This window comes from Kitasatospora purpeofusca (assembly GCF_036010405.1).
GTDB classification, from domain to species: Bacteria; Actinomycetota; Actinomycetes; order Streptomycetales; family Streptomycetaceae; genus Kitasatospora; species Kitasatospora purpeofusca.
This window is the reverse complement of sequence record NZ_CP108561.1, coordinates 1192473-1210710: the sequence shown is the minus strand read 5'-3', so window position 1 is coordinate 1210710 and position 18238 is coordinate 1192473. Positions and strand designations below refer to the sequence as shown.

Here is an 18238-nt window from a genome sequence, read left to right as displayed (position 1 = left end):
AGTTCGAACGATCCGAACGTGGCAGGTGTGGACGGCGCGAACACCAATGGGGGCGCCGGTATATGGGGGGTGAGTCCGAAGGGCCGCGGCGTCGTCGGTGTCAGTGACACCGGCGTCGGAGTTTGGGGGCAACTGAAGCAGGGTCGGGCGATCGTCGGGGCCGTCGACGAGGAGGGTACCGGCGTCTGGGCGGAGACGAAGAAGGGCCGGGCGCTCGTCGCCGCCGTGAACGGCAACGAGGAGAGCACCGCCGTCTGGGCGGAGACGAAGAAGGGGCGGTCCATAGTTGGGCTGGCGACCAATGAGGGCGTCGGCGTCTGGGCCGCGACACGGAAGGGCCGGGCGCTCGTAGCCGTTGTGGACGGCGACGAGGAGAGCACCGCCGTGTGGGCGGAGACGAAGAAGGGGCGGTCCGTCGTTGGGCTGGCGACCAATGAGGGTACCGGCGTCTGGGCGGAGACGCGGAAGGGCCGGGCGCTCGTAGCCGTTGTGGACGGCGACGAGGAGAGCACCGCCGTCTGGGCGGAGACGAAGCGGGGCCAGGCAGTCGTCGGGATCGTCGGCGGGCACGGCGACGCGATCGCCGGAACGGCCAACGACAGCGGGAGCAACGGCATCTTCGGCCGCAACAACGCGACCTCCCGGGCACCGGCCGGTGGCCCTCCGGTCGGCAACGGCGTGTTCGGATACACGGAGGTCCCCAACGCGAGCGGAGTGGTCGGCGCGGTCGCGGGCGGAAACACCGAGGGCGCCGGGGTCTGCGGCATCGGACCGGTCGCGGGCCGCTTCTTCGGCGACGTGGTGGTGACCGGCGACGTGGTGGTCAACGGCGACGTGAAACTCGTCGGGGCCGACCTCGCCGAGCACTTCGCGACGGCCGACCCGGTGTCCGTCGAACCGGGCACGGTCATGGTGATCGACGGCGTGGACCGGGTCCGGGTGAGTGAGAGCGCCTACGACCGACGGGTCGCCGGTGTCGTCTCCGGTGCCGGTGAGTACCGCCCCGGGGTGGTCCTCGACCACCAGGGCGAGGCCGCGGGGCGGCAGGCGCTCGCCCTGGTCGGCAAGGTGTACTGCAAGGCCGACGCCTCCTTCGGCGCCATCGAGGCCGGTGACCTGCTCACCACCTCACCGACCCCGGGCCACGCGATGAAGGCCGACGACGCCGCCCGCTCGTTCGGCGCCGTGCTCGGCAAGGCGATGGCCCCGCTGGCCGACGGGACGGGCCTGCTGCCGATCCTCGTCACCCTGCACTGACGTGATGCGGACCTTCAGCGGCTTCCGCCGGACCGGCCGGCGCACGGCCGGTCCGCGACCGACGACCGGGACGTCCAGGACCGTGCTCCGGCAGGGCCCGGAGCGCGTAGCGACAGCGACGAACGAGGCGATCGAGGCATCGGGAGGGCAACCGTGTTGAGCCTGCGAGCATTCACCACCGCGAAGGACCTCCACGTCGCCGGAGGGATCCGGGAGCCCATGCGCGCGGACGGCACGTCGAGCCTGCGCAGCTGGTTGCGGTCGGATCTGTCGGCGTCCGAAGTCCCTTGGCTCGCCGCTTCGGTGACCACGTTGTTCCAGAGCGGCCCGCCCGGCAGCAAGATCACGGTGGCGGTGGTGGGCGACGGGTTCGGCCCCCAGGACCAGGACGCGTACAACACGGCAGTCGACAGGCTGCTCACGGACGGGCTCTTCGCCCAGGACTTCTTCGAAGCCAACAAGGCCGCATTCAACATCGTGCGCGTGAACCTGGTGTCGCTGGAGTCCGGGGTGGGCACCAAGACGTACGGCGCGGACGGAAACCTGATCCGGCAAGACGACCGCGACACGGCGCTCGGGGCGTACTACAACGGCAACTGGGCGCACCTCTGGGTCGAGGACGGCCCGTCCACCGCCGGAAGACTGGCGTCGGCACTGTCGGAGCTGGTCCCCGAACACCAACTCAAGCTGGTGGTGCTGAACAATCCCGGGCGCGGCGGGCGCGGCGGCAACTGGCGGGCGACCGTGCCACTCGGCATCGGCTGGCCGACGCTCGCGCACGAGTTCGGTCACGCGATGGGCCGGCTCGGAGACGAGTACCACGACCGGGACGAGACGTACGGTGACACCGAGCCCACGGTACCCAACCTCACCACGAACACCGACCGCGCGACGTTGAAATGGGGTCGGTCGGTGCGGGCCGAGACCCTGGTGCCGACCGGCGGCGACGACTACACGCCCCCGAAGCCGTCGGGCTGGGACGACAGTCAGGACGTCGGACTGTTCGAGGGCGGCGGCGGCTCGTACCGGTTCGGGGTCTACCGGCCGGTGGTGAACTGCCGGATGAGGAAGAATTATCCGGAGTTCTGCCCGGTGTGTGCCAAAGCCATGACAGAGGTCGTAGCGCCGTACCTCGCCAATGCTCCGCTGATCGGCGTCGGGTCCGGGGACACGACCGCCGCGCTGTCGGAGGGCGACGGAACGGGCTACGTCAGGCTGGTCGTCCGTCTGGAGCAGGGCGTCCTGCGGGTGCTGGAGGCGCGCGAGTTCGACGGCCCGTTCGTCGAAACCGGCCTTGTGACACAGGGGTTCGCCCATGAGGTGCGGATCGGCGGCCGGCGGGTGGCGCTCGGCTCGCTGCCCGACGCGGGCGTCAGCCGGGGCTTCAGCGAGATCGGGACGGACGGCCCTCGCGAGCACGTCGTGCACCGGCCGGACGCCTTCGACTTCGTGGTCCGGGTGGCGAGTGCGGAGCTGCGCGGCGCGGACCTGTCGGAGCTGACCGTGGACCTCGTCTCCGTCGGGGCCGGCCGCGGCGATGCGCTCGGCGAGGTTCCGCTGCGGGAGGACCCCGCACTGGACGTCACCCCGATCGCGTCACTGGCCGACCTGTCCCTCGCGGATCTGCCGATGTCGCTCCGGCGGATCGTCGAGCCGGAGTGAGCGAGGTCCGGGGTGTCACCGGGTGGGCCACCGACCCTCGACGCGAGTGGCCCACCCGGTGGGTCCGAGGAGGCCGGACGGGGGGCCGGGCCTCCTCGGGGTTCAGCTGCGGCGGCCGCCGGGCGGGCGGACCTCCGCCCTGACCTTCTGCTCGGGGCTGTTGCGGAAGGTCAGGGTGAACTCCACCCACTGGCCGACCTTCAGCGCGGGCGGATTTATGATCATCAGATCTGCGTCCTCCGGGGACATGGCCAGCTCCCCCCGCTCGGGGACCTCCAGGGCCGTGACCGGAGCCCAACTGCCCGCCGCGCCCTGGTGCAGATGCCGCTTCAGGGTCACCTTGCCGCCGAACTCCCAGCTGGCGCCGGTGAGTTCGTCCGGTATGTCGCCGGGGTTGCGGACCGTGAAGAAGGCCGCGGTGGACGGGACCCCGCCCGCCGACGGCAGGAGCAGCCAGCCCGGTCCGACCTCGACCGGGCGCGCCGTGCCCGCACCGCCGATCGCCGTCCACCCGGACAGCAGCGCCAGCGCCACCAGGGCGGCCCCGACCGGCGGTCCGGCCACCTTCAGCCGCTCGACCGTCCTCGCTCGTCCGGCCGGCTTCGACCGCTCGACCGTCCGGCCCCCGGCCGAGGGCCGTCCGCTCACCACGCCGCACCCGCCGAGCGCCGCGCCCGGGCCGGCCGCGGAGACCGACCGCCCCCGGGTTCGTCCGCCGTACCCCGCCCCGGGCGCCAGGTCCGCAGCCGCAGGCTGTTGCCCACCACCAGCAGCGAACTCAGCGACATCGCCACCGCCGCCAGCATCGGGTTCAGCAGCCCCACCGCCGCCAGCGGGATCAGCACCACGTTGTAGCCGAACGCCCACACCAGATTGGTCCGGATCGTCGCCAGGGTGCGCCGGGCCAGCCGGACGGCGTCCACCACCGCCTCGATGTCCCCGCGCACCAGGGTCAGCCCGGCCGCGCCGATCGCCGCGTCACTGCCCGAGGCGAGTGCCACCCCGAGGTCCGCCGAGGCCAGCGCCACCGCGTCGTTGACGCCGTCGCCGACCACCGCGACGGTCCGCCCGGCGGCCCTCAGCTCGGCCACCACCTCCGCCTTGCGCTCCGGGGAGGCCGAGGCGTGCACCCGCTCGATGCCCAGCTCCTCCGCGACCGCGCGCGCCGCCCCCGGGCCGTCGCCGGTCAGCAGCACCGGCTCCAGGCCCATGCCGCGCAGCCGGTGCAGCGCGCGCCAGCTGCCCGAGCGCAGCGTGTCGCCGACCGCCAGCACCGCCACCGGGAGGCCGTCCAGTTCCACCACCACCGGCGTGCGGCCCGCCGCCGAGGCGTCCGCGAGCGCCGCCGTCAGCTCGGCGGGCAACGGCTCCCCGGCCTCGTCCGGGCGGACCACCCGCACCGCGATCCCCTCGACCTCGCCGGACACCCCGACCCCGGTGGTGGCCGCGAAACCGGCCACCACCGGAAGGGGGTCGGAGCCGCACCGGGCTCGGGCCGCCCCCACGACGGCCCGCCCGACAGGGTGCTCCGAACGGTGCTCGACGGCTCCCGCGAGCCGCAGCACCCGCTCCTCGTCGACACCCGCACCGGCGGCCACGGCCACCGTCGCGAGCTCCATCCGACCGGTGGTCAGGGTGCCGGTCTTGTCCAGCACCACGGTGTCGACCCGGCGCAGGCTCTCCAGCACCTCCGGGCCGCGGACCAGCACGCCCAGCTCTGCGCCCCGACCGGTCGCCGCCAGCAGCGCGGTCGGCGTGGCCAGGCCCAGCGCGCACGGGCAGGCGACCACCAGTACGGCGACCGCCGCCGTCACCGCCGCCTGCGGGTCGGCGCCCGCGCCCAGCCAGAAGCCGAGCACGCACACCGCCACCGTCAGCACACAGGGCACGAACACCCCGGCGACGGTGTCCGCCAGCCGCTGCGCCCGCGCCTTGCCGGCCTGGGCGTCCGCCACCAGTGCGGTGATCCGGGCCAGTTGGGTGTCCGCGCCGACCGCCGTCGCCCGCACCACCAGCGCCCCGCCGACGTTCACCGTGGCGCCCGCCACCCGGTCGCCCGGCCCGACCTCGACCGGCACCGACTCGCCGGTCAGCAGGCTCAGGTCGAGCGCCGAACCGCCCTCCACGACCAGCCCGTCGGTGGCCACCCGCTCACCCGGACGGACCACGAACTCCTGCCCCGGCAGCAGCTGTTCGATCGGCAGCAGCCGCTCCTCGCCGCTCCCCGGGTCGCGGACGCACACCTGCTTGGCGCCCAGCTCGGCCAGCGCCCGCAGCGCGGAACCGGTGCGCTGCCGCACCCTGCCCTCCAGCAGGCGCCCGGCCAGCACGAACAGCGGCACCCCGACGGCCGCCTCCAGGTAGACGTGCGCGGTGCCGCCGCCGTCCGCGGTCAGCGAGAACGGCATCCGCATCCCGATCGCGCCCGCCCCGCCGAACAGCAGCGCGTACGCGGACCAGGCGAAGGAGGCGACCACACCGAGGCTCACCAGGGTGTCCATGGTCGCCGCCGCGTGCCGCAGGCCCCGCAGCGCCCGGAGGTGGAAGCCGGCCGAACCCCAGCTCACCACCGGCAGTGCCAGCCCGAAGCAGACCCACTGCCAGCCCGGGAACTGCGCGGACGGCACCATCGACAGCACCAGTACGGGCACCGCCAGCAGCGCCGTCACCAGCAGCCGCCACCGCTCCCCGGCCTCCTCCGCCGCCGGCCCGGCGGACGGCACGCCGTCAGGAGCCAACTCGGCCGTGTAACCGGCCCGTTCGACCGCCGCGACCAACTCCTCCGGCCCCACTCCGGCCGGGTGCAGCACCCGGGCCCGCCCGGTGGCGAGGTTCACCCCGGCACTCACGCCCTCGATCCGGGCCAGCCGCTTCTCCACCCGGCTCACACACGCCGCGCAGGTCATCCCGCCGACCGCCAGGTCGGTGGACACCAGCGCCTCGGACTCCGCGGCCGCCCTCACCGGGCCGCCCCCATGTCGTGGCCCATTCCGGGCTTCCCGCCGCCTCCGCCACCGGGCGTCAGCCCGGGCGTCACCGGCCCGGCGCCGCGACCCACCGCGAACGCCACGACGAACACCACTACCAGCAGCAGGGCGAACCCCGCGAGCACACTCAACGGCCGGGCACCCGGCGACATCCCACTCACGCCCCACCAGTCGTGCCCCCACCCCGCCGGGTTCCCGCCCACCCCCAATGACCCGGATCACATCCCCCGTCCGGCCCACCCCGGGCCGAACGGCGGACGTGCGGTGCGCGGGGTTCCGGGTACGGCGCTGCCCCGGCGCCGGGGAGGTGACGCCGGGGCAGCGGGGGGTGCGGACGGGGGGAGGGCGGTGCTACGGGAGCGGGATCCGGACCACCTGCGGGTCGTGGTCGCTCAGCTGGGGGGCGAACTCGCTGTTAAGGTGGACGATGTCGTAGCTGTAGGCGCGGGCCGCGAGGGCGGGGGAGATCAGGATGTGGTCGAGGACCTGGGAGTTGCCCTCGTAGACGTAGGTGTACCGCTCGGCGAGGGGGAGGGTGCGGGGGAGGTCGACCAGCGAGCCGCCGGCGGTGAGGAGGTCGGTGGTCTGGGAGAACTCGAAGTCGTTGAGGTCGCCGAGGACGATCACCGCGGCGTTCGGGTCGACGGCGAGGATCCGGTCGGTGAAGGTCTTGACCGCCGTGGCCTGCGCGTGGCGCTGGGTCTCGGACGGGCGGGCCGGCTGCTGGTAGCGGCCGAAGAGGGGCTGGTCGCCGCCCTTGGAGTTGAAGTGGTTGGCGATCACGAACACCGGGCGGCCGTTCCAGCGGAACTCGCCCGCCAGCGGCTTGCGGCTGGCGTTGAAGGCCGTGTTGGTCGGGTCTATTCGGCCGGGGGAGTAGGCGAGGGCGGGGACGCCGCCGTTGTTGACCACGGAGTCGGCGGTGGTGGAGCCGGCGCCCGGGCGGTCGGTGAAGCTCAGGCCCCGGTCGGTGCGGTAGAGGAACACCTGGCGGATGTTGCCGCCGGGCTGGCCGCCGTCCTGGTCGTTGACCGGGTCGAGCTGGCGGTAGGAGTAGGCCGGGCCGCCGGCGGCGGTGATGGCGGCGGTGAGCTTGGCCAGGGTCTGGTCGGCGGCGACCACGCCGTTGTCGGTGGCGCCGGAGTTGTCCTGGATCTCCTCCAGGGCGACCAGGTCGGGCGAGCGCAGGTTGGTGACGACGGCGGCGGCGAGGCCGTCGAACTTGGCCTGCGGGTCGCTCGGCGCGAGGTTCTCGACGTTGAAGGTCGCCGTGGACAGCTCGCCGGCGGCCGGTGCGGCGGTGGTCTCCGGGGCGAGGCCGCCGGGGAGGACGGTCGGGGTGGCGGTGACCAGCAGCTTGAAGTTGCCGAAGGAGTAGTCGATGACGCCGACGGTGGCGCCGGAGAGGGTGTCACCGACGTTGGCGGCCGGGGTCGGCGCGAGCACGTCGTCCAGCAGGACCCGCTCGGGGTTGCCGTCCGCGGCCTGGAGCAGGATGCCGCCGCGGGCGGTCCTGGTGGTGGAGCCCTGCGGCACGACCGGGATCTCGCCGACGGAGGCCCTCGGTCCGACGACGGCGGCGTTGTTCAGCTGGACCCGCATGCCCTCCAGCGACTCCCAGAAGTCCAGGCCGTCGGTGGCCGGTTGGAAGCCGCCGGCGGTCTCGACGTCGCCCGTGGTGACGCTGGAGATCACCGCGGCGGGCGGCACCCGGCCGCCGGCGCCGACCACGGTGGCGGCGGGCAGGGCCGCGTTGTGGGCGAGCACGGTGGTGCTGGGCGAGGTGAGTTCGGTGACCGTGAGGTTGGTGGTGCCGCCGGTGCCGCCGGGGCGGTACTCGCTGACGGTGCCGCCGACCTGGACGGAGTCGCCGACGGCCACGCCGGGGGCGCCCGCCGTGTAGACGTACAGCGCCTCGCTGGTCGCCGGGTCGGCGTCGGGCTGCGGGTCCTGGAACCAGTAGCCGCTCGGGCCGACCGCGGTGACGACGCCGGGGACGCCGGTGACCGGCTGGCCCGCCAGCGGGGAGGTCCGGGCGGCGCCCTGGATACCGCGGATCCGGGTGCCGCCCGTCCCGCCGCCGGAGGTGGAGTTGCGCGGGGTGGGGGCGGTGACGGCGAAGTCGGCCGCGTTGTTGTCGGTGTCGGTGGCGCCGCCGCCGGCCCGCACCGCCGCGGTGGTGTTGGCGAGGTTCCCGGTGGGCGAGCCCTCGGCGGAGGAGGCGGTCGTGCCGTAGCCGACGAAGTCCTTGACCCCGGGCTGGGTGGCGCAGCCGGTGGCGCAGGTCAGCGCGGTGGAGTTGGTGACCAGCGCGATCTTCCCGGCGTTGGCGCCCATCGCGATGGTGCCGGTGGCGTCCGGCGTCGGGAGGGCGGCGCCGGAACCGGCCCCGGCGGCCTCCTGCACCAGGTAGTACTTGCCGGGGGCGATGGTGCCCGACAGGGTGGTCTTCGACCAGGAGGACCCGGCCGCCGAGGCGTACTGGACGGTCCAGCCGGTGACGCTGACCGGGGTGGTGCCCCGGTTGTACAGCTCGACGAAGTCATTGAGGTACGGCGCGCCGGAGTTGCCGCCGCCGCCGTACACCTGGCTGATGACGAGGTCCGGGGACACGGCCTGCGCGGTGCCGGCGGGCAGCGCGGTGAGCGCCGCGACGACGGTGGCGGCCGATGCCACCGCCAGTGCGCGGAGCCGGACTCGATCGGTTCGCCGCATGGGCGTCCTCCTGACGGGCGTGCAGCAGTGGATGGGCGGGCGCTGTGTTTTCTAGCAGCGCCACCCATGCCGTACCGCGCGCCGTGGCGAACGACCAGGCGTCCAACGGAAGAACGTTTTCCCTGGCATGAACCGGACGAGGGCCAGGTGGCTTCGTGGGGGACGTGGGGCGGGAGGGGTGTCGGGCCTCAGCCGTCGGTGAGCGTGAGCCGGATGCCGATCGTGCCGCGCTCGCCGCGCCGCAGCCGGCTGCCGAGCACCGTCATGACACCGACCAGCCCGTACTTCTGCCGCAGCAGCGTCCGGTACGCGGCGGTGCGCTCGGGGCCGAGGATCTCGGCGGTGGCCGGGACGGACTCGCCGGTCGGATTGCCCCGGACGTCGCAGGGGCCGACCAGGACGTCCGGTCGGTTGCGGATCCGCTTGACCTTCCACGAGTCGGTGACGGTCCAGACGCCGAGCGCCTCCCCGTCACGCACCACCCACACCGGCGTCGGCACGGCGGTGCCGTCCTTCTTGAAGGTGGTGACCAGCAGGTAGCTGCCGGAGGAGAGGCTGACCAGGCGTTCGAGCCGTTCCTGCCGGTGCGGGTCGGGGTGGGGAGTGGCGCTCATGCCGGGCATTCTAGGGCCCGTCTCAGGGGCGGCGGCGCGGGGCGGTGGTCGCGGCGAAGCGGGCGCGGCCGGTGCGGGCCAGGGAGCGGGCGCGGCGGGTGAGGCGTCGGCGGGCGCCGCCGCCCACCGCCGTGGCGCCGCCGACGGCGGTGGCGCCGCGGCGGGCGGGACCGGCCGCCGTCCGGGCCGGAACGGAGTGGGCGATGCGCGGGGCGTAGTCCGGGCGCGGGGGGACCGGGACACCGCCGGGGAGGACGGGGAGCGCGGCCGTCGCGGCCGCCGCGGTGTGCGGACGCCGCCGGGTGCGCAGGCGCCCGGCCGCCCAGAGGGCCAGCGCGGCGCCGAAGGCGAGTGCCGTCCAGCCCGCCGGGCCGAGGGCGTGGTCGGCCTGCTGGATGGCGTGCGGCAGCACACCGGAGGCCGGTGCCTCGGTGGCCGGGGCGGCGGACGCGCCGGGCCCGGCCTCCTCCTCGACCAGGCGTCCGACCGGCTCGACCTTGCCGGCCGCCGCGAAGCCCCAGTCCAGCAGCGCGGCCGCCTCGTCGTAGACCTTGGACTGCTGCTCCGGGTGCATCACCGTCACCAGCAGGGTCCGGCCGTCGCGTTCGGCCGCGCCGGTGAAGGTGGCGCCCGCGTTGGTGGTGTAGCCGTTCTTCACCCCGATCAGGCCGGGGTACTTGCCCAGCAGGCGGTCCGTGTTGGCGATGTCGAACGCGGACCGCTGCCCCGTCGTCTTGTCCACCGCGCCGGGGAAGCGGGCGGTGCGGGTCGCGCAGTAGCCGCGGAAGTCGGGGTTGCGCAGCCCGGCGCGGGCGAACAGCGTGAGGTCGTACGCCGAGGAGACCTGGCCGTCCTGGTCGTAGCCCTCCGGGGAGACCACCCGGGTGTCGCGCGCCTGGAGGGCGGTCGCCCGCTGCTGCATCTGGGCGACGGTGCTGGCCAGGCCGCCGTTCATGTGGGACAGCACGTGCACGGCGTCGTTGCCGGACGCGAGGAAGACGCCGCGCCAGAGGTCCTCGACCCGGTACGGCAGGTTCTCCTTGATGCCGACCAGGCTGCTGCCCGCGCCGAGCGCGGCGAGTTCGGCGGGAACCACCTGGTGCTCCAGGGCGCGGTCGAACTTGGGCAGCACCGTGTCGGCGAACAGCATCTTGAGGGTGCTGGCGGGCGGCAGCGGGAGGTGGGCGTTGCGCGCGGCGAGCACCTCGCCGGTCGCGGCGTCGGCGATCAGCCAGGACCGCCCGGTGAGGGTGGCCGGCAGTTCGGGCGCCCCGGTGCGGGGCGCGACCTGGACGGCCGGCCGGCCCAGCCGCTCGCCGCCGACCACGGCGGCCGCGTCCTGGGCGGTACCGGCACCCGCTGCCGCCGGCGTGGCGGAAGCGGACGGGGACGGCGAGGGGGACGGGGCCGAGGACGCGGCGGGCGCGCCGGCCGCGAGGACCAGGACGGCGACGGCACCGGCCGCCGCCGGTCTCCCGGCCCGGGCCCGCCTGTTGACGTGGGGTGACCTCTGCTGCACACCGCGAACGTACCCGGACGGCCGCCGCGCCGCCCTGCCCGCTGCTCCGTCCGGGCCCTCCCGCACCGCGCGGCGGACTGGTACGGTACGGCCCATGTCCTCCCTCCGTGCGTAACAGGCCCGACGCGACCGCGCCCCGACCGATCGGGAACCGCGCGGCCCTCCGGTGTCCCCGTACGCACCTCCGGTACCGCCCGCCGTGACCTCCCGGCCCGCGCACCGGACCTCCCTGAGGACGTCCACCGTGCCTTCCACCGCTTCCGCGCCTCCGCGCGACCCCTCCGCCCGCCCCGGCTACCGCGCCGTGCTCGGCGCCCCGCACGCCGGCCGCACCTTCGCCGCCGCGCTGCTCGGCCGCCTCTCCTACGGGGTGGTTCCGCTCGCCCTGCTGCTCACCGTCCGCGAGGCCACCGGCTCCTACTCCGCGGCCGGCGCGGCGATGGCCCTGTTCGCGCTCGCCAGCGTCCTCCTCTCCCCGGTCCGGGCCGGACTGGTCGACCGCCACGGCCCCCGGCGGGTGCTGCCGCCGATGGCGGTGCTGTACGGCGCCCTGCTGCTCGCCGTGGTCGCGGCCACGGCCCGGCCGGGCGTCGCTCCGGCGGCGGTCGGCGCGCTCGTCGTCGCGGCGGGCACCTGCACACCGCCGCTCGGTCCGGTGATGCGGACCTTCTGGCGGCGCCTGCTGCCCGATCCGGTGCTGCTGCGCCGCGCGTTCAGCCTGGACGGCGTCGCGGAGGAACTGCTCTTCGTCACCGGGCCGTTGCTGGTCGGTCTGCTGCTCCCGGTCGTCGGCCCGGGTGGCGCGGTGGTCGTGGGCGCGGGGCTGCTGCTCGCCGGGGCCCTGCTGCTGGTGGCCTCGCCGGTGGCGGCGGGCGGACCGGACGCACCCGCCGAGGCGGACGACCCCGACACTGCGGCGTCGTCGGTCGCGGGCAGGCGCGGGCGCCGCCGCCGGACACCGCTCGGCGGCGGACGGGCGCTGCGCGCCGCGGTGCTCGCGTCCGCGGTGACCGGGCTGGCGCTGGGCGCGCTGGACATCATGGTGCTCGCCTTCGCCGAGGACCGGGGGCGACCGGAGGCGGTGGGCTGGATCCTGGCCGCGCTGTCCGCCGGCAGCGCCGTCGGCGGCCTCGGGCTGGGCGCGCTGGACCGGCCGGTGCCGAACGCCGTCCGGCTGCCGCTGTTCACCGCCGGCCTGGGCCTGGCGCTGGCCGCCGCCGGGCTCGCGCCCGGCCCGGTCCTGCTCGGCGTGGCCGTCGGGGTCGCCGGGTTCTTCGTCTCGCCCGCCCTCACCACCTCCTACCTGGTCGCGGACGAGGCGGTCGCGCCGGAGGCCAGGACCAGGGCCGGCGCCTGGGTGAACTCCGCCGTCAACGCCGGTTCGGCCGTCGGCGGCGCGGGCGGGGGCCTGCTGGTCGGGCACCTGCCGCTGCCGCTCTGCTTCGCCCTGGCCGCCGCCCCGGCGCTCGCCGCCGTGCCGGTGCTGCTGCGGATGCGCGACTTTGGTGGCTCCCGCTCGCGCCGAAAGGCGGATCCCGTCGGCGACCCGGCTGCCTAACGTCGGGATCATGAAGAACCTGCTGGGATTCGTGAGCTTCGTCCTGATCGTCGGCGGCATCAACGGCCTCCTCGTCGACCACCTGTGGGGCCTGCACGTCTTCGGTTTCGTCAGCTATCTCGTCCCCGCCGACCACCGGACCGCCGGCTACTTCGTGCTGATCGCGGTGGGCGCCCTGCTGGCCGCCGCGACGGCGCTGCTCGACCGGCGGGAGGGCGGGGGCCGGACGCGGCGCGACAGCGGGGACTGAAGCGGGGAGCGGGGAGCCCGGGCGGGGAGCGGAAGGGGAGCGGGAAGGGGCTCGGCGGACGGGCGGCGGCGGGGAACGAACGGTCGGCCGCCGCCCGTTCTGCCGGGTGACGCGTCGTCGACGAGGAGGGCCGCATGACCAAGCAGGCGTACGGACGTATCGCGCACCGTCAGGTCGAGGTGAACGGAGTCCGGCTGCACGTCGCCGAACAGGGGGAGGGGCCACTGGTCCTGCTGCTGCACGGCTTCCCGGAGAGCTGGTACTCCTGGCGGCACCAGTTCGCCCCGCTCGCCGAGGCCGGCTACCGCGTGGTCGCCGTCGACCAGCGCGGCTACGCCCGCAGCGAGCAGCCCGAGTCGGTCGACGCGTACACCCTGCTGCACCTGGTCGGCGACGTCACCGCGCTGATCGGCGCCCTCGGCGAGGAGAGCGCCGTCCTGGTCGGCCACGACTGGGGCGCCCCGGTCGCCTGGAGCACGGCGGCGCTCCGCCCCGACCTGGTGCGCGGTGTGGCGGGGCTGAGCGTCCCGCCGCTGCCCACCCTCGGCCTGCCGCCGCTGGCCCAGGCCCGGGAGCGGTTCGGCGAGGGCTTCTACCAGATCTACTTCCAGCGCCCCGGCGTCGCGGACGCCGAGCTCGGCCGGGACCTGCACTCGACGTTCCGCCGGATGCTGTCCAGCGGCGCCGGCGCCCGGCCGGACGGCGGGGGGCCTCGGGCCTGGGTGATCCGCGAGGGGCAGACCCTGCTGGACAGCGTCCCCGAGCCGGAGAAGCTGCCGCACTGGCTCTCCGAGGCGGACATCGAGGCGTTCGTCGCCGACTACGCCGAGCACGGCGAGCGGGCGTTCACCGGCGGTCTCAACTGGTACCGCAACATCGACCGGAACAACGAGCTGCTCGCCGGGCTGGCCGGGCGGCCGGTGGAGGTGCCCGCCCTCTACGTGGCGGGGGACCAGGACATGGTGATGGCCCTGATCCCCGAGGAGGCGATGCGCGGACTGCTGGAGCGCCTGGCGCCGAAGCTCTACCGGCGCGTCACGCTTCCGGGCGTCGGCCACTGGACCCAGCAGGAGAGCCCGGCGGAGGTCAACGCGGCCCTGCTCGACTTCCTCGGCCAACTGGACGGCTGAGGCGCTGGACGGCAGTCGGGGGCGGGGTCCGGGCCCCGCCCCCAACGCCGCCTCAGACCGGCAGCAGCCGGCCGATGAACTCGCCCAGCCGGCGGGCGTTGCGGCAGCAGTGCATCGGCACCACCTCGGCGTAGGCGGGGGCGGCGGAGTCGCCGGTGCCCCAGAGCGAGGGCTGCTCCGGGTTGAGCCAGTGGACCTGGCGGGCGCGGGCCGCGATCAGCCGCAGGGCGGGCAGGTGCGGGTCCCGGTAGTTGTTGCGGGCGTCGCCGAGGATCAGCACGGCGGTCCGCGGACCCACGGCGTCCAGATGGCGTTCGGCGAACTCGCCGAGGGCCGAGCCGTAGTCGCTGTTGCCGTGGTGGCCCATCACCTTGGCCTCGGTGAGGATCCGCCGGGCCAGCGTGGCCGGGTCGCCGCCGCCCCGGGTCAGCAGGTCCGTCACCTCGGCGGTGCGGTTGACGAACGCGAACACCCGGACCTTGCTGAACTGGTCGCGCATCGCCTGGACCAGCAGGAGGGTGAAGTCGGAGAAGCCCGCCACCGAGCCGGACACGTCGCAGAGCAGGACGAGTTCGGGCCGGGCGGGCCGTCGCAGCCGGTGGGCGGGGCGCAGCGGGACGCCGCCGGTGGAGAGCGAGCGGCGCAGGGTGCGGCGCAGGTCGATCCGCCCGCGTGCGGCCCGGCGTCGGCGCGCGGCCAGCCGGGTGGCCAGCTTCCGGGCCAACGGGTGGACGGTGCGGCGGAGTTCGGCGAGCTGGTCGCGTCCGGCGGTGAGGAAGTCGATCCGGTCGGGGCTCGGTGCGACGGCCCGTTCGGCGAGGCGTTCGGTGCCTCGGAGCTCGGCCGCCCGTCGGCGTGCCTCGGTGGCGACCATGGCGCGGAAGCCCTGGATGCGGCGGCGGATCTCGTCGGGCAGGACGTGGTCGGCGAGGTCGGGCGCGGTGGGGTCCGGTGCGGCGTCGGCGGCACCGGTGGCACCGGCGCGCAGGGCCGCGAGCACCCTGGCCAGCAGGGTCTCGGGTGCGAGCCGGCCGAGGGTCTGGTAGGCCGACCAGCCGTCGTTGCCGGGTCGGCCGGCGGCGCCGGCGCCGCCGTAGCGGCCGAACGCCGCCACCGCCTCGCCGGCGAGCCCGGCCAGGGCGGCCCGGTCGTCGGCGGCGAGCGCCGCCACCAGCCGGGCCCGGAGCTCCTCCCGGAGCACCGCCGGGTCCGCGTCCGGGTCCGCGTCCGGGTCCGGGTCGGACGGGTCGGCGGCCTGCCGCGCCGAGGCCCGGCGCACGGCCTCCGGATCGCCGACGCCGAGCGGGAAGAACAGGTCGAAGGCGGCGTCGAAGACCCCGCGCTGCCCGTCGGTGCGCAGCAGCGCGGCGGCGAGTCCGGCCCGGACCTGCTCGCGCTCGGCGAGGCCGAGGACGGCGAGGACCGCCGCGGCGTCGACCGTCTCGGCGGGCCCGATCCGCAGGCCGTGGGTGCGCAGCGCGCGCACGAAGGCGGTCAGCCGGGCGGCGAGGTCCGCAGGGGGGACGGGGACACCGGACGGGGGCGGGACGGTCACGCGAGGGTGAGCTTCTGGGCGGCCTTCAGCACGTCGTCCTGGTGCTTGAGGACGACCCCGAGGGTGGCCCGGACGACCGTCTCGTCCAGGGTGTCGGCGCCGAGGGCGAGCAGGGTGCGGGCCCAGTCGACCGTCTCGGCGACCGAGGGGGCCTTGCGCAGTTCCAGTGCCCGCAGTGCGCCGACCACCCGGACCAGCGAGTCGGCCAGCGCCGCGTCCAGTCCGGGGACGCGCAGCCGGACGATCCGGCGCTCCAGTTCGGCCTCCGGGTAGTCGAGGTGGAGGAAGAGGCAGCGGCGGCGCAGCGCCTCGGAGAGTTCCCGGGTGGCGTTGGAGGTGAGCAGGACGAAGGGGCGGCGGGTCGCCGTGATGGTGCCGAGCTCCGGCACGGTGACCTGGTAGTCGCTGAGCACTTCGAGCAGCAGCGCCTCGACCTCGACGTCGGCCTTGTCCATCTCGTCGATGAGCAGCACGGTCGGTTCGTCGCCGCGGATGGCGGTGAGCAGCGGCCGGGTGAGCAGGAACTCCTCGCCGAAGATGTCGGTGCGGGCGGCGTCCCAACCCTCGTCCCGTCCGGCGGTGATCCGCAGCAACTGCTTGGCGTGGTTCCACTCGTAGAGGGCGCGGGACTCGTCGATGCCCTCGTAGCACTGGAGCCGGACCAGCCGGGCCCGGCCGAGCGCGGCGACGGCCTTGGCGAGTTCGGTCTTGCCGACCCCGGCCGGGCCCTCGACCAGGAGCGGCTTGCCGAGCCGGTCGGCGAGGAAGACGGTGGTGGCGACCTCGGTGGAGGCCAGGTAGCCGACCTCGGCCAGCCGTGCGGCCGTGTCGGCCACCGACTCGAAGAACTGCGTGCCCTCGCCGACCATGCCTGCCCCGCATCCCCGTGGTCCGGTGTCCGTCGCCAGCACCCTACCCGTGGGTCACTTCGCTGTCCCGGCTCACCGCCTCCGGGAACCGAGTGGAGCCGGTGGAGCGGGGTGCGGCGGCGGCCGCACCCCGCCCGTCCTACCGGCCCCGGCGGTCGGGCCGGTCCGGGAGGGTCAGTTGATGTAGACGTGCGGGCTGCCGGCCACCGAGCTGTCCTTCACCGGCCCGTAGGTGGCGCTGAAGTACCCGGTCGCGAAACAGGTGCTCGGGCCGGAGACCTTGGGCAGGGCCTGGGCGTTGAAGCCGATGGTCTGGCCGACGTTGCTGGTGGTGCCGCTGATGCCGGCGGGGGCGCGGTAGACGCAGGTGATGGTGCCGAGGATGGTCTTCAGCACGACCGTGGTCTGGAGCGGTCCGACGGCGGTGGGGTCGAGCGAGACCGGGTTGCCGGGGGCGTCGCTGACCGAGTTGGTGTAGGGCAGGTTGTTGACGGTGATGCTCTGCACGGAGGTCACGCCGATGACGTTGGCGGTGCAGGAGCCGAAGGTCTGGGTGTTGAGCTGCTCGGTGGCCACCCCGGGCGCGGCCGGGTTGTTGGTGACGGTCGCCGAGAAGGAGGAGGCGGCGCACTTGATGCCGCTCGTCCCGGTGGCGGTGGAGTAGAAGGTGGCGAAGCTGCCGGACACCAGGTCGGCGGTGAGCACGTCGCCGACGGCGATGTTCGGCCCGCCCACCGAGGTGTGGGTGAGCACGGCGGAGCCGGCGGCCTGGGCGGGGGTCGTGGTGCCGGCGGCCAGCACCGCGGCGGCGGCGAGGGCGGTGGCTCCGAGGGTACGGCGGATACGCATGAGGGTGTGCCTCTCCGGGCGAGTCGGGTGGGGGAGCCCGTGCGGTCGGTGTGGGGGTGCGCGCGGCATCGTCGGCCGCGGCCCGGCCGGGACGGGGGAGGGTGTGCGGGGTGGGGCGCCGCGAACGGCGACTCGGCGGGCCCGGCGCCACGGGCCCGCCCGTACGGCGCGGTACCGGCGGCACGACGCTGTGTCGGCGGGTACGACGCGGCCTGGGCCGGCCGGAAGGAACCGGCCGGGTACGGCTGAGTACGGCGGGGTACGGCGGGGTGGAACGGTCCGACGGACGTGCGGGAGTGCAGGGTGCACGTCGGCGGCTGCCACCGCCGGGCATGCGTTCGCCATACTGAGCAGTCGGAACGCGTGCGGGCTTCCGGCGGTCTCGGCCGCGAATTGGAAACCCGCCAGTGTTGTAAACCTGATGTCGCGCCAATGTCAAGGCAATACACAGGAGTTGGGGACAGAAGATGGCGACGGACCCGGATCTCCGTGGGAATGCCGACGTGGTCCTGATCCCCGGTGCGCGCACCGGGCGCGACCCGGCCCGCTCGATCAAACGCGGCCCGAGCCGGCTGCCGCCCGGCGTGGTCGCGGCGACCCAGCGGGAGCGGCTGCTCGACGGGCTGGTCCACACGGTGGCGCAACACGGGTACCAGCGCGCCACGGTGAGCGACATCTGTCGCGCCGCCGGGGTGACCAGGCCGGTCTTCTACGAGCTGTTCACCGGCAAGGAGGACGCCTTCCTCGCCGCCCACCGGCACGGCACCGGGGTGGTGATCCGGCGGATGGCGCGGGCGTTCGCCGCCTCGCCGGACTGGTGCGGCGGGATCCGCGAGGCGCTCCGGGCGATGCTCGGACTGCTGGCGGGGGTGCCGGCCTTCGCGACCATGGCGGTCATCGAGCTGGACGCGGTCGGCCCGGCCGGGCGCCGCGAACGGGACCAGCTCCTGGTCAAGTTCCGGGCGTTCTTCGCCGAGATCCCCGAACTCCCGGACGGCATCGGGGCGGAGGCGATGGTGGACGCGGTGGTCGGCGGCGTCTACTCCACCCTCCAGCGCTGCATCGACACCGACCGCACCGCCGAACTCCCCGATCTGCTGCCCACCTTGAGCCTGTTCTGCCTGGCGCCCTTCCTCGGTCCGGCCGAGGCCGAACGCCGTCTGGCCTCGGCCGGGCCGGCGCCGGAACGGGGCCGGGGAGCGGACGATGATCCTTCGTGCACCCGTATTGACCCGGTCAATACCGGGCAGTAGCTTCCCAGTTACCCACTGCG

The 18238-nt window shown here is 74.8% G+C and carries 15 protein-coding genes; 6 read left to right on the top strand and 9 right to left on the bottom strand.

Annotation, left to right across the window (positions count from 1 at the left end; all coding sequences use genetic code 11):
• Window positions 1-69 precede the first annotated feature (69 nt).
• Window positions 70-1257 (top strand): hypothetical protein, encoded by a 1188-nt coding sequence (locus tag OG715_RS05295; RefSeq protein WP_266276940.1) that lies wholly within the window; start codon window positions 70-72, stop codon window positions 1255-1257.
• A gap of 303 nt (window positions 1258-1560) precedes the next feature.
• Window positions 1561-2919, top strand: coding sequence for a M64 family metallopeptidase (locus OG715_RS05290; RefSeq protein ID WP_266276942.1), 1359 nt, complete (start codon window positions 1561-1563; stop codon window positions 2917-2919).
• Window positions 2920-3021: 102 nt separating this feature from the next.
• Here the strand turns inward: OG715_RS05290 and OG715_RS05285 are convergent, their stop codons facing one another.
• The 6 genes from OG715_RS05285 to OG715_RS05260 form a co-directional block, all read right to left on the bottom strand.
• Window positions 3022-3567, bottom strand: coding sequence for a copper chaperone PCu(A)C (locus OG715_RS05285; protein ID WP_266276944.1), 546 nt, complete (start codon window positions 3565-3567; stop codon window positions 3022-3024).
• Window positions 3564-5825 (bottom strand): heavy metal translocating P-type ATPase, encoded by a 2262-nt coding sequence (locus OG715_RS05280; RefSeq protein WP_266277465.1) that lies wholly within the window; start codon window positions 5823-5825, stop codon window positions 3564-3566. The genes OG715_RS05285 and OG715_RS05280 overlap by 4 nt, the downstream gene beginning before the upstream one ends.
• Before the next feature lie 53 nt (window positions 5826-5878).
• On the bottom strand, window positions 5879-6037 hold the full coding sequence (locus OG715_RS05275; RefSeq protein WP_159425115.1) for a hypothetical protein: 159 nt from the start codon (window positions 6035-6037) through the stop codon (window positions 5879-5881).
• 220 nt (window positions 6038-6257) lie between these two features.
• On the bottom strand, window positions 6258-8621 hold the full coding sequence (locus OG715_RS05270) for a lamin tail domain-containing protein (RefSeq protein ID WP_266276946.1): 2364 nt from the start codon (window positions 8619-8621) through the stop codon (window positions 6258-6260).
• A gap of 188 nt (window positions 8622-8809) precedes the next feature.
• Complete coding sequence (locus OG715_RS05265; RefSeq protein WP_266276947.1) at window positions 8810-9235, bottom strand: PPOX class F420-dependent oxidoreductase; 426 nt, start codon at window positions 9233-9235, stop codon at window positions 8810-8812.
• A 22-nt stretch (window positions 9236-9257) separates the two neighbouring features.
• The gene (locus OG715_RS05260; RefSeq protein WP_323182294.1) at window positions 9258-10754 is read right to left on the bottom strand and encodes a D-alanyl-D-alanine carboxypeptidase family protein; all 1497 of its coding nucleotides are present in this window, start codon (window positions 10752-10754) and stop codon (window positions 9258-9260) included.
• Between the two features lie 244 nt (window positions 10755-10998).
• Between OG715_RS05260 and OG715_RS05255 the strand changes: the two genes are divergently transcribed.
• The 3 genes from OG715_RS05255 (at window position 10999) to OG715_RS05245 (ending at window position 13692) form a co-directional block, all read left to right on the top strand.
• The gene (locus OG715_RS05255) at window positions 10999-12312 is read left to right on the top strand and encodes an MFS transporter (RefSeq protein ID WP_266276949.1); all 1314 of its coding nucleotides are present in this window, start codon (window positions 10999-11001) and stop codon (window positions 12310-12312) included.
• A gap of 10 nt (window positions 12313-12322) precedes the next feature.
• Window positions 12323-12562 carry a hypothetical protein gene (locus OG715_RS05250; RefSeq protein WP_093863467.1) on the top strand — a complete coding sequence of 80 codons (240 nt, stop codon included), beginning with the start codon at window positions 12323-12325 and terminating at the stop codon, window positions 12560-12562.
• A gap of 134 nt (window positions 12563-12696) precedes the next feature.
• Complete coding sequence (locus tag OG715_RS05245; protein ID WP_266276950.1) at window positions 12697-13692, top strand: alpha/beta fold hydrolase; 996 nt, start codon at window positions 12697-12699, stop codon at window positions 13690-13692.
• 52 nt (window positions 13693-13744) lie between these two features.
• Here OG715_RS05245 and OG715_RS05240 read toward each other — a convergent pair whose 3' ends face one another.
• The 3 genes from OG715_RS05240 to OG715_RS05230 form a co-directional block, all read right to left on the bottom strand.
• The gene (locus OG715_RS05240) at window positions 13745-15247 is read right to left on the bottom strand and encodes a VWA domain-containing protein (protein WP_266276951.1); all 1503 of its coding nucleotides are present in this window, start codon (window positions 15245-15247) and stop codon (window positions 13745-13747) included.
• Window positions 15244-16116, bottom strand: a complete 873-nt coding sequence (locus OG715_RS05235) for an AAA family ATPase (RefSeq protein ID WP_053647769.1) — start codon at window positions 16114-16116, stop codon at window positions 15244-15246. Before OG715_RS05235 ends, OG715_RS05240 begins: the two co-directional genes overlap by 4 nt.
• A 174-nt stretch (window positions 16117-16290) precedes the next feature.
• Window positions 16291-16965: a Tat pathway signal sequence domain protein gene (locus OG715_RS05230; RefSeq protein WP_266276952.1), complete on the bottom strand. Its 675-nt coding sequence runs from the start codon at window positions 16963-16965 to the stop codon at window positions 16291-16293.
• 503 nt (window positions 16966-17468) lie between these two features.
• Here OG715_RS05230 and OG715_RS05225 point away from each other — a divergent pair.
• A complete protein-coding gene (locus OG715_RS05225) occupies window positions 17469-18218 on the top strand; it encodes a TetR/AcrR family transcriptional regulator (RefSeq protein ID WP_266276953.1) in 750 nt (249 codons plus the stop codon).
• The last annotated feature ends 20 nt before the right edge of the window (window positions 18219-18238 follow it).

Bases quoted from the DNA above. Each gene is read 5' to 3' on its own strand.
- OG715_RS05280 (WP_266277465.1), bottom strand. From the start codon at position 5,825: ATGACCTGCGCGGCGTGTGTGAGCCGGGTGGAGAAGCGGCTGGCCCGG.
- OG715_RS05270 (WP_266276946.1), bottom strand. From the start codon at position 8,621: ATGCGGCGAACCGATCGAGTCCGGCTCCGCGCACTGGCGGTGGCATCG.
- OG715_RS05265 (WP_266276947.1), bottom strand. From the start codon at position 9,235: ATGAGCGCCACTCCCCACCCCGACCCGCACCGGCAGGAACGGCTCGAA.
- OG715_RS05250 (WP_093863467.1), top strand. From the start codon at position 12,323: ATGAAGAACCTGCTGGGATTCGTGAGCTTCGTCCTGATCGTCGGCGGC.
- OG715_RS05245 (WP_266276950.1), top strand. From the start codon at position 12,697: ATGACCAAGCAGGCGTACGGACGTATCGCGCACCGTCAGGTCGAGGTG.
- OG715_RS05235 (WP_053647769.1), bottom strand. From the start codon at position 16,116: ATGGTCGGCGAGGGCACGCAGTTCTTCGAGTCGGTGGCCGACACGGCC.
- OG715_RS05230 (WP_266276952.1), bottom strand. From the start codon at position 16,965: ATGCGTATCCGCCGTACCCTCGGAGCCACCGCCCTCGCCGCCGCCGCG.